Annotated in this window: 13 protein-coding genes and 1 pseudogene; 7 read left to right on the forward strand and 7 right to left on the reverse strand. The window is 72.6% G+C overall.

Going from position 1 to position 13,220, the window contains the following annotated elements; all coding sequences use genetic code 11:
- Positions 1-50: 50 nt before the first annotated feature.
- Positions 51-1,025 (reverse strand): TauD/TfdA dioxygenase family protein, encoded by a 975-nt coding sequence (locus ABEA82_RS34695; protein ID WP_345665712.1) that lies wholly within the window; start codon positions 1,023-1,025, stop codon positions 51-53.
- Between the two features lie 84 nt (positions 1,026-1,109).
- Positions 1,110-2,654, reverse strand: coding sequence for a glycoside hydrolase family 32 protein (locus tag ABEA82_RS34700; protein ID WP_345665747.1), 1,545 nt, complete (start codon positions 2,652-2,654; stop codon positions 1,110-1,112).
- 160 nt (positions 2,655-2,814) lie between these two features.
- On the opposite strand from ABEA82_RS34700, the gene ABEA82_RS34705 reads away from it, so the two are divergent.
- Genes ABEA82_RS34705 through ABEA82_RS34720 form a run of 4 tightly spaced genes read left to right on the forward strand, consistent with a single transcriptional unit; the run spans position 2,815 to position 7,419 of the window.
- Positions 2,815-4,224 carry an extracellular solute-binding protein gene (locus tag ABEA82_RS34705; protein WP_345665713.1) on the forward strand — a complete coding sequence of 470 codons (1,410 nt, stop codon included), beginning with the start codon at positions 2,815-2,817 and terminating at the stop codon, positions 4,222-4,224.
- Positions 4,221-5,177 carry a carbohydrate ABC transporter permease gene (locus ABEA82_RS34710; RefSeq protein ID WP_345665714.1) on the forward strand — a complete coding sequence of 319 codons (957 nt, stop codon included), beginning with the start codon at positions 4,221-4,223 and terminating at the stop codon, positions 5,175-5,177. Before ABEA82_RS34705 ends, ABEA82_RS34710 begins: the two co-directional genes overlap by 4 nt.
- Before the next feature lie 14 nt (positions 5,178-5,191).
- Positions 5,192-6,046 (forward strand): carbohydrate ABC transporter permease, encoded by an 855-nt coding sequence (locus tag ABEA82_RS34715; protein WP_345665715.1) that lies wholly within the window; start codon positions 5,192-5,194, stop codon positions 6,044-6,046.
- A complete protein-coding gene (locus tag ABEA82_RS34720) occupies positions 6,043-7,419 on the forward strand; it encodes a glycoside hydrolase family 32 protein (protein ID WP_345665716.1) in 1,377 nt (458 codons plus the stop codon). The genes ABEA82_RS34715 and ABEA82_RS34720 overlap by 4 nt, the downstream gene beginning before the upstream one ends.
- Here the strand turns inward: ABEA82_RS34720 and ABEA82_RS34725 are convergent.
- Positions 7,382-8,446, reverse strand: coding sequence for a LacI family DNA-binding transcriptional regulator (locus ABEA82_RS34725; RefSeq protein WP_345665748.1), 1,065 nt, complete (start codon positions 8,444-8,446; stop codon positions 7,382-7,384). The genes ABEA82_RS34720 and ABEA82_RS34725 overlap by 38 nt on opposite strands.
- Before the next feature lie 109 nt (positions 8,447-8,555).
- Here ABEA82_RS34725 and ABEA82_RS34730 point away from each other — a divergent pair, with 109 nt between their 5' ends.
- From ABEA82_RS34730 to ABEA82_RS34740, 3 genes are read left to right on the forward strand one after another with little or no spacing between them, the layout of a single operon-like run.
- Positions 8,556-9,386 carry an aldo/keto reductase gene (locus tag ABEA82_RS34730; RefSeq protein ID WP_345665717.1) on the forward strand — a complete coding sequence of 277 codons (831 nt, stop codon included), beginning with the start codon at positions 8,556-8,558 and terminating at the stop codon, positions 9,384-9,386.
- A 38-nt stretch (positions 9,387-9,424) separates the two neighbouring features.
- Positions 9,425-10,033, forward strand: coding sequence for a DNA polymerase ligase N-terminal domain-containing protein (locus tag ABEA82_RS34735; RefSeq protein ID WP_345665718.1), 609 nt, complete (start codon positions 9,425-9,427; stop codon positions 10,031-10,033).
- Positions 10,034-10,039: 6 nt separating this feature from the next.
- The gene (locus ABEA82_RS34740; RefSeq protein ID WP_345665719.1) at positions 10,040-10,816 is read left to right on the forward strand and encodes an ATP dependent DNA ligase; all 777 of its coding nucleotides are present in this window, start codon (positions 10,040-10,042) and stop codon (positions 10,814-10,816) included.
- A 9-nt stretch (positions 10,817-10,825) separates the two neighbouring features.
- On the opposite strand, the pseudogene ABEA82_RS34745 reads toward ABEA82_RS34740, so the two are convergent.
- From ABEA82_RS34745 to ABEA82_RS34760, 4 genes and pseudogenes are all read right to left on the reverse strand, one after another.
- Positions 10,826-11,486: pseudogene (locus tag ABEA82_RS34745) on the reverse strand (ATP-binding protein); the annotation flags it as partial.
- 46 nt (positions 11,487-11,532) lie between these two features.
- Complete coding sequence (locus tag ABEA82_RS34750) at positions 11,533-12,000, reverse strand: peroxiredoxin (protein WP_345665720.1); 468 nt, start codon at positions 11,998-12,000, stop codon at positions 11,533-11,535.
- Positions 11,997-12,377: a DoxX family protein gene (locus ABEA82_RS34755; protein ID WP_345665721.1), complete on the reverse strand. Its 381-nt coding sequence runs from the start codon at positions 12,375-12,377 to the stop codon at positions 11,997-11,999. Before ABEA82_RS34755 ends, ABEA82_RS34750 begins: the two co-directional genes overlap by 4 nt.
- A gap of 74 nt (positions 12,378-12,451) precedes the next feature.
- Positions 12,452-13,198 carry an AraC family transcriptional regulator gene (locus ABEA82_RS34760; RefSeq protein ID WP_345665722.1) on the reverse strand — a complete coding sequence of 249 codons (747 nt, stop codon included), beginning with the start codon at positions 13,196-13,198 and terminating at the stop codon, positions 12,452-12,454.
- Positions 13,199-13,220 lie beyond the last annotated feature (22 nt).

Raw genomic sequence — 13,220 nt, forward strand, 5'->3', positions numbered from 1 at the left:
GGCGGGGCGGGGGCCAGGTGCGCGACTCGGGCGCCCCGCCGTCCGCCGGATCACCACCGCCCGGGTGCCGTGCCGGTGATGGGCTCCGATGCCTTCCCGTCCACCCCGACCGGCACGTCCCCGGCGAGCATCACCCGGTGCATGATCCGCGGGTGGTCGAGGTGGGCGGTGTCGCCGGGAGCCAGGTGCATGGTGGCGCGGTTGTCCCAGAACGCCACACTGCCCGGCTCCCAGCGGAACCGGACCGTGTACTCGGGCCGGACCGCCTGCTCCAGCAGCAGGTCCAGGATCGCACCGCTCTCGGGCCGGGAGAGGCCGGCGATCTGCTCGACGTAGTAGCCGTTGACGTACAGGACCCGTTCCCCGGTCTCCGGGTGGACGCGCACCAGCGGGTGCAGCGTCGCGACCTGATGGTCCAGCAGGTGGCGGACGTAGGCGTCGTCGCCGGGCCGGGGCTGGTAGCCGACGCCGAGCCGGTGCTCGGCCCGCAGCCCGTCGGCGAACTCCCGCAGCGGCGCGGAGAGTCCGGAGTACGCCGCCGCCAGGTTCGACCAGGTGGTGTCGCCGCCGTAGGGCGGGACGGTCTCCGCGCGCAGGATCGTCGCGGCGGGCGGGTCGACGCGGGCGCCGTGGTCGCAGTGCCAGCCGCGCAGCAGGGTGTGCCGGCGCCGTCGCAGCCACTCGTCGTGCTCCATGCCGAACCTCCCGCCCAGTTCCAGCCGGTCGGCGGTCGTCTCGATCTCGGGGAAGCCGGGCGGCGAGGCCTTGCCTCGGCGTGGCAGCACCACGGGCTCTCCGAAGCGGCGCGCGAACGCCACGTGCCCGCTGTGGTCCAGCCGCTGCCCCCGGAAGAAGACCACCTTCCACCGCAGCACCGCCGCCCGGATCGCGGCGACCACGGTGTCGTCGAGATCGGCAGCCAGATCGACCCCGCCGATCTCGGCACCGATGTGCCCGGCGACCGGCCTCACCTCCACCCCGGCCTCCCGCACCGCCTCGTCCGTCATCGGGCTGTCCGTCGTCATGAGCACTCCGCTGGTCGTGGGCGTCATCCGTGCTGAAGATCGTGTCAGTGATCCTCGCCCGGGGCGACACCGCACCGGCCCACGTCACACCCTGAACTCCCGGATCACCGTGTTCCGGAACACCGCCGCGCCGTCGAGCGTGAAGAGCGCGAGCCCCGTGTCGACCAGGTACGGGAAGGTCGCCGACGAGTGCGTGTACCGGCCGTCGTCGAGGAACAGCTCCACCGAGGTGCGGTCGACCAGGATCCGCAGGCGCACCGTGCGCCGGGCCGGATCGAAGGGGCTCCTGCTCTCCTGGAACCTGCCCGACTGGTCGGGGGACACGGTGGGTCGGCGGTTCAGGAAGGCGTAGTCGCGGTAGACGCCCGCGTCGATGTGCCGGACGCCGTCCGGGGAGCGCCGGAGCTGTACCCCTGCTCCGGTCAGCCGCTCCCAGGTGATCTCGCAGGTCAGTTCGTAGGCGGTGCCCCGGTAGTCGAGGACGCGGGTGCCCTCCACCACCACGTCCCCGAGCCGCACCGTGCGGGAGACGTACCGGTCGAGCGCGGTGACCGGCCGGGACGCCAGGTGGTACGTGCCGTCGGCCGCGCGCTTCAGTGAGATCTCGCGGACGATCGAGTCGGTGCCGTTGAGGCCGTCGCTGTCGATGGTGGGCGTGAAGTGGGCGTAGTCCCAGTTGTTGAGCCAGCCGATCGCGTACCGGGTCCCCTCGTCGACGCCGCCGTCGGAGCCGCGCTTGTCGAAGGTGACCGCCCCGTACCAGTCCCAGCCGTAGTCGAGCCACTGCGGCTCCGCCGCGTCGGCGGCGAAGTCCGTGCCGTCGAAGGAGCCCGTCCAGTAGGCGTACGTGTGGGGCAGCCCGGCGCCCTTGCCGTTGGCGCTCACCCCCAGCACCCACTTCACCGTGCCGTCCCCGGCGCGGATCCGGAACAGGTCGGGGCACTCCAGCACACCGATGCCGTTCTTGACGAAGCCGCTCACGTACCTCCAGGTCCTGAGGTCGGCGGAGTGGTAGAAGCCCACCTTGTCGTTCTCGGCGAGGGCCATCACCCAGCGGCCGCGTTCCTCGTCGCGGATCACCTTCGGGTCGCGGAAGTCGCGCACCCCGGGGTTGGGCAGCACCGGGTCGGTGCCGTGCGGTGTGAACGTGCGGCCGCCGTCCGTGGAGTAGTACAGGTACTGCGCCTGGTCGCTCGGGCCGTCATGCGGGGACATCGTGGCCAGGACGACGACCGCGCCCGCCCCGAAGCCCGCGGTGTTCTCCGTGTCGACCACCGCCGAACCCGACCAGACGTCGCCGTTGGGTGTGGTGTCCTTGGGCACGGCGACGCCCCGGTCGGTGAAGGAGACCAGGTCGGTACTGGTGGCCAGGCGCCAGGCGGTGCCGATCGCGCCGGACAGGTAGTCGGCGTTGTAGAGGTAGTAGTAGTGGTACTCGCCGTCGATCCAGACCGGGCGCTGCGGGTCGTTCTTCCACTGGTCCGGGACGGTGAAGTGGTACGCGGCCCGGTAGCTCGTCCCGGCGGCCCGCGGCCGGGCCGCGACCGGCCCCGCCGTCGCGGGCAGCAACGCGCCGGCGGCCCCCACGGCCGACCCGGCGAACAGCGCTCTCCTGGTGAAGTCGCCCATCACACCTCGTTCCTCTCGTCGGAAGCGGCGGCTCATGTGCATCAGGACTGTGGGACCTAACTCGTTAAAGGTCAAGCGGTCGCGCGTCTTGACAGGCCTCTGCGGCGCTCACATCATCTGGGGAATCAGACCTGAACTAACACGAGTTAGGCCTCGCACGATGACCGACTCGCACCTCACCCGCCGCACGCTGCTGCGGTACGGCGCCTACGGCGCGGGGGCCGCCGCCCTGACCGGTACCGCCGCGAGCTGGGACCGGCTCACCGGAGCCGACATCCCCGGCCGTGACGACGGCTCCCTCGTCGTCGCCACGCTCGGCCCCGCCTACGGCCCGGAGGCCATCCGCACCCTCCGCGAGGGCTTCCGCGAGCTGCACCCCGACATCAAGCTCCAGATCAACGCGGTGCAGGCCGTGGACTGGTCGGACTTCTTCGCGAAGATCCTCACGCAGGTGGCGGCGGGCACCGCCCCCGACCTGGTGTACGTGGCCACCGAGGGCGTGCAGCTGTTCGCCCAGCGGCTCGGCGTCGCGCTGGACAGGTGGGTGCGGCGGGACGCGAACGAGCTGAAGGAGTACTTCGCCGACGTCCACCCCTCGCTGGTGGAGTCGATGATGTACGAGGGCAGCCTCTACCAGCTGCCGGTGGAGTTCAACGCCGCCGACATGTACCTCAACCGGCAGGTGCTGCGGCGGACCGGGGCCGCGTACCCGCCCGCCGACTGGACCCGCGACGACTTCACGGCGCTGCTGCGGGACATGAAGAAGGCGAGCGGCTCCCGCTTCACGCCCTACTTCTGGACCAACCGGCTGTGGGGCGGTGTGGTGCCCTGGCTGTTCGCCAACGGCACCAACCTGCTCGCGGAGTCCAAGGCCCCGGGCGGCGACTGGCTCTGGGACTCCTTCTACCCGGCCGGCCAGCGCGGAGGCCGAGGTGGCGGCTTCCGGTGGACGACGCCGCAGGCCACGCACGACCGGGTGGAGGAGGTCTACGACTATCTCGCCTCCCTCGTCCAGGACGGCCTGTGCACCCGGCCCGAGGGCGGCAACGGCCAGAACCTCATCGGCGTGTTCTCCACGGGCCGGGTCGGGGTCACACCGGCGGGCGGCTTCTGGGCGGGCGGCCTGCACCTGGCGGGCATGGAACAGGACGGCTTCGACGTGCAGTACTTCCCGCGCTGGCGCACCCAGCGCATGCAGTACGGCGCGGCGGGCTACGCGCTGCTGCGGACCTCGAAGAAGCAGGAAGAGGCCTGGGAGTTCATCAAGTACGCGGCGCGCAAGGACAGGCTGACGCGGCTGTTCACGACGAACCAGACGACCCCCGCCCGCCGCTCGATGCTGACCAAGAGCCGGTACGAGGAGACCGGACCGGCGCACTGGCCGGTCTTCTACGACACCCTCGACCGGTTCCCCGACACGGGTCCGATTCCGGCGCCGCCGCAGGTCGCCGAGGTCGAGCAGCTGCTGCTCAAGCACACCGGAACGGCCCTGGCCTCCCCGCGCTCGGTGCGTCCCGCGCTGCGCCGGCTCCAGGGCGACCTGGAGAAGGCCATGGAGCGTGACGCATGACGAACACCCAGATACCGCCTGCGCGAGCCGCCCGGTCCTCGGCCGTGCCCGCGCAGGACGCGTCGCGTCCCTCGGCCCGTGACCGTGGCAGCCGGCTGCTGGCCACGCTGTTCCTGGCTCCGACCGTCGTCGGCATCGTCGTCTTCACGGTCGTGCCCATCATCGGCTCGGTGGTCCTGAGCCTCTTCCACTGGAACGTCATCGACTCGCCGCGCTACGCAGGGCTCTCCAACTACGGGGAGGTCTTCGGCGACGAGACCGTGCTGGTGTCCTTCCGCAACACCCTCGTCTTCATGATGCTCGCGGTGGCGCTGCAACTCCTCGTCGCACTGGCGCTCGCGCTGACGCTGAACGGCCGGATGCCCGTGTGGCTGCGGTCGGTGTTCCGCTCGGCGTTCTTCTTCCCGCTGGTGCTGTCCGCCGCCTCCATCTCGGTGGTGATGAAGTACCTGTTCAACCAGGACTTCGGAGTGATCAACTGGCTGCTCGGCTTCGTCGGGATCGCGCCGGTGCCGTGGCTGACGTCGGAGAACGCGGCGATGGCGACCGTGGTCCTGGTCTACGTGTGGCAGCAGTTCGGCTTCTCGTTCCTGCTGTTCGTCGGCGGTCTGAACAACATCCCGAAGGAGATCCACGAGGCCGCCGCCCTGGACGGCGCGACGGGTCTGCGCAAGCACCTCACCGTGACGCTTCCGCTGCTGTCGCCGACGCTGCTGGTCGCCTCGGTGGTCGGCATCATCAACGCGCTCCAGGTCTTCGAGCAGCCTTATGTCCTCACCGACGGCGGTCCCGGCGACTCCACCCGCACGGTCGTGATGGTGATCTACGAGACCGCCTTCGAGCAGCTCCGCTTCGGCGAGGCGTCCGCGGTGGGCGTGCTGCTGTTCGTGCTGATCATGGCGGTCACGGCCCTCCAGTTCCGGCTCAGCCGGCGTTTCGTCCACTACCAGTGAGCCGGGTGAGTCCCTTGAGCCAAGCAACCCTGTCCCTCAGCCGGGCGCGCCACGGGCTGGCGCCGTGGGCGCGGATCGCCGGGCTGGCCGTGTGCGCCCTGCTCACCCTCGGCCCGGTGGTGTGGACGGTCTCCACCTCGCTGCGCACACCCGCCGAGGCGTTCGACCTGCCGCCCCAGATCGTTCCGTCGAACCCCTCCACCGAGGCCTACCGCGGGGTCTTCGACCAGATCGACGTCTGGCTGCTGGCCCTGAACTCCACGCTGGTCACCGGCCTGATCGCGGTCGGCCAGATGATCACGGCGGGTCTCGCCGGGTACGCCTTCGCCCGCCTGGAGTTCCGTTTCAAGAAGCCGCTGTTCGGTCTGGTCCTGGCGACCATGATGGTGCCGTTGCAGGTCACCATCGTGCCGGTGTTCCTCGTCCTGAAGTCGATGAGCCTCACCGACACCCTGCTCGGGTTGATCGTCCCGGCCTTCCCGACCGCGTTCGGCACCTTCCTGATGCGGCAGTACTTCCTGGGCATGCCGAAGGACCTCGGCGAGGCGGCGATGCTGGACGGTGCCGGGCCCTGGCGGACCTTCCGGTCGGTGTACGCCCCGCTGGCCGCGCCGGGCCTCGCGATCGTCGGCGTCCTGGCCTTCAACTACCACTGGAACGAGTTCTTCCGCCCGCTGATCCTCGAGACGTCGGGCCAGAACTACACGTTGCCGCTGGGACTGGTCTCCCTCCAGGGCAACCTCGGCACCGGTTCCGTCTCCGTCGTCCTCGCCGGTGTCGTCCTCTCCATGATCCCCGCCGTGGCCGTGTTCGTCGTCGGCCAGCGCCCTCTGCGTGAGGGCATCACGTCCGCAGGAGTCAACCGTTGAGCCTCGCCGCTCCCCCGCAGGATCCGCACGCCCCGCGCTTCCGGGTCCGCCCGCCCGCCAACTGGATGAACGACCCCAACGGCCCGTTCCGCTGGCGCGGCCGCTGCCACCTCTTCTACCAGCACAACCCCGACGCCCCGGTGCACGCGAACGTCCACTGGGGCCACGCCTCCAGCCCCGATCTCGCTCACTGGGAACACCACCCGATCGCGCTCACCCCGGTGCCGGGCGGCCCGGACGAGGCGGGCTGCTGGTCGGGCTGCGTGGTCGACGACGGGGGCGTGCCCACGGCCGTCTACACCGGGGTCGACCGTCACCACGAGGGGCTCGGCACGATCTGCCTGGCCCGGGCGGCTGACCCTGACGATCCCGCGCTGACCGAGTGGACTCCCGTGCCCACGCCGGTGGTGACGGGCCCTCCGGAGGGGCTGGACGTGGTGATGTTCCGCGACCCGTTCGTCTTCCGGCACGACGGCAGGCGCTGGGCGCTGGTGGGCGCCGGGCACGCCGACGGGACACCGTCGGTCCTGCTGTACGACTGCGAGGACCTGACGGACTGGCGGTTCGCGGGAGTCCTCCTCGACGGCCGGGACCCGGCCGCCGCGGCGGCCTTCGGCGACCGGGCGACCGGCTGGGAGTGCCCGCAGCTCTACGCGACGCGGAGCGGCGAGTGGGTGCTGGTCGTGTCGCTGTGGGACGGCCACCCGTGGACCACCGGATACCTGACGGGACGTCTGGACACGGACCTGCGCTTCACTCCACGGGCGGGCGGCCTGCTGGACCACGGCCGCGACTTCTACGCACCCGCCGTGCTCCAGGAGGCCGACCGGGCCCTCATGTGGGGCTGGTCGTGGGAGGCCCGCGAGCAGGGCGAAGCCGACTGGGCCGGTGTGCTGACCGCACCCCGGGTCGTCGACGTCCATCCGGACGGGGCGCTGCGGGTGGTCCCGGCGCCGGAGCTGCACCGGCTGCACGCCCCGGTGCCGTTCGTCACCGCGCCGGGCCGGGTCCCGCTACCGACGGCCTACGACCTGACCGTCAGCGCCCGCGGCCGCGCCACGGTGAGTCTGCTGAGGTCGGCCTCGGGCGCCGAGCTCACGGTCCGTCTGGATCCGGACGAGGGCACGCTGACCCTGGACCGGGGCGGCTGGCCCCGCAAGGAGCCCGGGGCGCCGATCGTCGTCGATGTGCCACCGGTCGAGGAGCTCACGGTGCGCGTCCTCGCCGACGGCTCGCTGTACGAGCTGTTCGTCGGCGACCGGGCCACGGTCACCGAACGGGTCTACCGGCGGGCCGACGACGTCAGCGAGCTGACGGTGACCCCTGGTGCGGCCGTCACCGGATGGGAGCTGGTCCCACCGACTCACGGCTGATCACCGGGCAGGCCAGGCGGCGCACGGTGGCGGGCGGTGTCCGGCCGGTGGCGATGGAGTCGAGGAGCAGCCGTGCGGCGGTCTCGCCCATCGCCCGGTGGGGCAGCGCGACCGTGGTGAGGGGCGGCGCGAGATGCGCGGCCATGTGCTCCTGGTCGTCGTAGCCCACCACCGACAGCTCGCCGGGTACGGCGATCCCGAGCCGGGTCGCGGCGTGCAGGGCGCCCGCCGCGACCCGGTCGTTGTAGCAGAAGACGCCGGTGGGCCGGCGCTCCGCCGGGGCCCCGTCGAGGAGGCGGGTGACGCCCTCGTAGCCGCCGGAGATCTCCCCTCCGGTCCTGACGACCCAGTCCCTGGGCACGGTGACGCCCTCGGCGCGCAGTGCGTCCCGGAAGCCGCGCAGCCGCTCCGTCGACGCGATGTCGTCCTGCCCGCCGACGAGCGCGACCCGCCGGTGTCCCTGCTCCAGCAGCAGCCGGGCCGCCGTACGGCCGCCGGCGCGCTCGGCGGGGATGACGGCGGGCAGCGAGTCGTCCTCCGGCAGGCAGTTGGCCAGCACGGAGTGGGTGCGGTGCAGGCCCTCGGGCACCCGCACGCGGCGCAGCGACATGGCCGCGTAGATGATGCCGTCGACCCGCCGGTCGAGGAGCTCGGCGACCGCCGCGTCCTCCTTGGCCGGGTCGCCGCCGGAGTCGACGGTGAGGACCAGGTGCTCGCCGGCCCAGGCGGTGTCCATGGCGCCGCGCAGCAGCCTCCCGGCGAAGGGCGAGGAGGCGATCTCGTCGGTGACCAGGCCGATCACCGCCGTACGGCTGCGGCGCAGGCCGCGGGCGACGGGGTCGGGCCGGTAGCCGAGCCGGGCGGCGGCCTCCCGGATGCGCTCCTGGGTGGCGGGCGAGAGGTTGCCCTGGGCCCGGCCGTTGAACACGAAGGACACCGCGGTGTGCGACACGCCGGCGAGCCGGGCGACGTCCCGCGAGGTGGGACGCCCCGATCCCGTCGCCCGCTTCTCCTCGGCGCTGCCCATGCCGTCCGCCGTCCTCACCCCCACCCCGTCCGGTTGATCATTGCTCACCCTATCCGTGACGCTGGAGGGACGACACAGTCGCACACGCAGTCGACGGGAAGGTCCGGCAGTGATCAGCATCCCGGCACACACGCTCAACGACGGTACGACGATCCCGGCCCTCGGCCTGGGCACCTGGCCGCTCGACGACGACCGGGCGGAACGGGCGGTGCGCTCGGCCCTGGAGACGGGATACCGCCTGGTCGACACGGCGACGAACTACCGCAACGAGAGGGGGGTCGGCCGTGGCGTCGCCACCGGCGGAGTGCCGCGGGAGGAGATCGTCGTGACGACGAAGCTCCCGGGCCGGCACCACGGCTACGAGGAGACACTCGCCTCCTTCGAGGAGTCCCGGGCCCGCCTGGGCCTGGAGTACGTCGACCTGTACCTGATCCACTGGCCGCTGCCCCGCGTGGACCGGTTCGTCGACTCGTGGAAGGCCATGATCAAGCTGCGCGAGGACGGGCTCGTCCGGTCGATCGGCGTCTCGAACTTCACGCCCGCGCACATCGAGCGGCTGGAGAAGGAGACCGGGGTACTGCCCTCGGTCAACCAGATCGAGCTGCACCCGTTCCTGCCGCAGGACGAGCTGCGCGCCTTCCACGCGGCCAAGGGCATCCGCACCGAGAGCTGGAGCCCGCTGGGGCGGGGCACTCCGCTTCTGGGCGACCCCGCGGTGGCCCGTGTCGCCGAGGCGCACGGGGTGACTCCCGGGCAGGTCGTCCTGCGCTGGCACACGCAACTGGGTGCGGTGCCCATCCCGAAGTCGGCGAGCCCCGACCGGCAGCGCGCGAACCTCGACGTCTTCGGTTTCGAACTGGCCGCCGACGAGATGCGGGCCGTCGCCGACCGGGCGCACCGGCGGGTCGGCGGGGACCCCGAGGTGCACGAGGAGTTCTGACGGGTACCCGGGGCCCGCGAGGCAGGAAGGAGCCGCAGGTGGCTGAGCGGGACCGGCTGCGGGACTACCGCGGCAAACGCGACTTCGACCGGACCGGCGAGCCCCGGGGAGCCGGAACGCCCGCCGGGGACCGGCCCCGGTTCGTGGTGCAGATCCACGACGCGAGCACGATGCACTTCGACTTCCGGTTGCAGGTGGACGACGTGCTGAAGTCCTGGTCGATCCCCAAGGGCCCGTCGGCGGACCCGAAGGACAAGCGGCTGGCCGTGCCCACGGAGGATCATCCCCTGGAGTACGAGGAGTTCGAGGGTGTGATCCCCCGCGGCGAGTACGGCGGCGGCACGGTGATCGTCTGGGACCACGGCACGTACGAGCCGCTCAGCCACGACCGCAAGGGGCGGCCCGTGGACTTCGCCGAGTCGCTGGAGCGCGGACACGCCACGTTCCGGCTGCGCGGGTCCAAGCTGCGCGGCGAGTACGCCCTGACCCGGTTCCGCGGCGGTGACGACGGCGAGGAGGCCTGGCTGCTGGTGAAGCGGGCCGGGGGCCGGGCCGGTACGCACGGCGCCCCGGACCCGCGCCGGGCGCGGTCCGCCAGGTCCGGCCGCACTCTCGCCCAGGTGGCCTCGGACGCGGCCGGGGAGTGAGCGGTCGTGGCCGGGCTCCTGGAAACTCTGCCGGCCGAGCAACGGCGGCTCGCGGGCAGCGCCCGTCCGGGGGCGGAACTGGCGGCCCGGCCGATGCTCGCCACGCTGAGCGACCGGCGGGACTTCTCGGACCCGGGCGAGGAGTGGGTGTTCGAGCGGAAGCTGGACGGCATCCGCGTGCTGGCGGTCCGGGAGGGCGAGCGGCTGCCGCTGCGGGCCCGGAAGTCGCTGCTGCGCCGGGCACTGGCGTACCGGTCCCCGTTGCGGCTGACTCCGCATCGCAACACGGGCGGCGCCCAGCTGCTGGCGGACGTCTGTGCCCGTGGCTGGGAGGGCCTGATCGCCAAGCGGGCCGACGGTGTCTACGAGCCGCGCCGGTCGGCGGACTGGCTGAAGCTGAAGTGCTCCCAGGGGCAGGAGTTCGTCGTCGGCGGCTTCACCGAACCGGCCGGCAGCCGCGTGGGCCTCGGCGCGCTGCTCCTCGGCTACTACGAGGGGGAACGGCTGCGGTACGCGGGCAAGGTCGGCACGGGGTTCGACCGGCGTACGCTGCTCGACCTGCGCGAGCGGCTGGACGGGGCGCGGGAGCGCGCCTCGCCGTTCGACGGGCCGGTGCGGGAGGCGGGCGCGAGGTGGGTGCGGCCGGAGCTGGTGGCGCAGATCGCGTTCACGGAGTGGACCCGGGACGGCATGCTGCGTCATCCGCGGTACCTGGGGCTGCGGGACGACAAGAAACCGCGGGATGTGGTGCGGGAACGCCCGGCCGGGCGCGCGGCGTCATGACCGGCCCGGTCAGAAGAGCGGTGTGAGCGGCTGTTCGCACCAGATCGTCTTGCCCCGGGTCGTCTGCCTGCTGCCCCAGCGCTGGGTGAGCTGGGCGACCAGCAGCAGCCCGCGGCCGCCCTCGTCGTCCTGATGCGCCCGCCGCAGGTGCGGGGAGGTCGAACTGCCGTCGGACACCTCACAGATGAGGGTCTGGTCGCGGATCAGACGGAGCTGGATGGGCGCGGCGCCGTACCGGATGGCGTTGGTGACCAGTTCGCTGACGACGAGTTCGGTGACGAAGGCGGTCTCGTCGAGTCCCCACGCGGTGAGCTGTTCGGTGGCGGCCTGCCGGGTGGCGGCCACCTGCGCGGGGTCGGGTGACACGTCCCAGGTCGCGACCTGACCCGCGCCCGGCGCCCGGGTACGGGCCAGCAGCAGGGCCACGTCGTCGCTGGGCTCCTCCGGCAGCACGGGCCTTCAGCACGGTGTCGCACAGGGCGTCGAGCGAGTCGGCGGGCACGGTCAGGGCGCGGCACAGCTCGTCGGTGGCATGGTCGACGTCGCGGTCACGGTCCTCGACGAGTCCGTCGGTGCAGAGGGCGACGGAGCCCTCGGACAGCTGGAGCTCCGTCGCCTCGAACGGCAGCCCTCCCACGCCCAGCGGGGGCCACGCGCTCATGGCGCCGAGTTCGGCGACCTCGTCCATCAACCGCGCCGCGGCATGCGTGACGGCGTCAGCCCCGGTGGGCGCGCAGCGCGGCGAGCGCCCGGTCGGCGTGCGCGTTCATGCGCAGTTCGCTGCGGACGACGTCGAGGACGGTGCGGTCCTGCGCGATGACGAACGTGGTGCGTTTGGTGGGCGCCAGGGAGAAGCCGCGTTTCACGCCGAAGCGCTCGCGGACCGTGCCATCGGTGTCGGACAGCAGGGGCATGCCGAGGGCGTGTTGCCCCGCGAACTCCTGCTGCCGCTCGACGGTGTCCCCGCTGATGCCGACGGGCCGAGCGCCGGCGGCGGCGAACTCGGTGGCGAGGTCGCGGAAGTGGCAGGCCTGTGCGGTGCAGCCCGGAGTGAGGGCGGCCGGGTAGAAGAAGAGCACGACCGGCCCCTCGGCGAGCAGTCCGGACAGGCTGCGGACGGTGCCGGTCTCGTCGGGCAGGGCGAAGTCCTCGACCTTGTCCCCGGGCTCCACGCGTGCGCTCACGACCGGCCCTCCGTGTTCCGTGCGACGCCGCGGGCCCAGAGCACGAGGGGCACCTGGAGCGGCAGGCGGCCGAAGGCCGCGGCCTTCTGCGGCGTGGGGCGGTGGCGCCAGTCGGCCGCCATCTTCACGTTGGCGGGGAACACCCCGACGAAGAACGCCGCCGTGGCCAGCGCGGCCGTCCTGCGGGTGCGCGGCAGTGCCAGGCCCGCGGCCAGCGCGAGCTCGGCGGCGCCGCTCGCGTAGGTCCAGGTCCTGGGCGAGCCGGGCAGGCCGCTCGGGATGGTCTCGTCGAAGCGGCGTGGGGCGGCGAAGTGGGCGACCCCCGCGGTGGCCAGCAGGCCGGCGAGCAGCAGGGGTGAGCGTTCGGACCGGGGCACGGTTCCTCCTCTGATGGCCTGCCGCGCGATATTACTCGACGGTAATCCAGCGGGTGCCTCGGGGTTCCGGCGGGTCAGGCACGGCGGTTGTGGGTGCCCGGTGTGTAGCCGAACGAGCGGCGGAAGACGTCGATGAACGCGCTGGCGGAGGACCAGCCGCAGCGGTGGGCGACGGTCGTGACGGGCAGGCCGTCGGCCAGCATCCGCAGGGCGTGGTAGAGCCGTGACTGGGCGCGCCACTGCGGGAAGGTCATGCCGAACTCGCGGCGGAAGAGCCGGCTGAGGGTGCGCTCCCCCACCCCGGCCGCGGCGCCGAGGGCGGCGAGGGTGCGCGTGTCGGCCGGGTCGGCGTGCACGAGCGCGCAGACGGCGGCCAGGCGCGGGTCGGCGGGCGCGGGCAGGAGCAGCGGCTGCTGGGGTGAGACCCGGAGCTGATCGCGCAGGACGGCGCGCAGCCGCCGGCGCTCCGGGCTGTCGTCGGCGGGGTCGCGGGTGTAGGCGCGGATCAGCTCGCGCAGCAGCGGGCCGACGGCGAGGACGGCCGGGTGGTCCAGGCCGAGGGGGTTGTCGTCGACGGGCAGCCCGACCAGGTGGAGGTCGAGCAGGCCGTGGGCCCGGTGGGCGTGCACGGTGCCCGCGGGCACCCAGATGGCGCGGGTGCCGGGCGCGAACCAGGTGCCTGCGTCGGTGGTGACGGCGACGACGCCGGTGCCCGCGTAGACGATCTGGTGGTCGTCGTGCCGGTGCGCGTCGATACGGTCGCCCGCGGTCAGCCGCTGGGCCCGGGTGGGCGCCGTGGGTGTGTGGCGGATGTTCGACACAGTCCGGCAGATTATCGGAAGC

Origin of the sequence: Streptomyces venetus, from assembly GCF_039540295.1 — a bacterium.
Taxonomy (GTDB): Bacteria; Actinomycetota; Actinomycetes; order Streptomycetales; family Streptomycetaceae; genus Streptomyces; species Streptomyces venetus.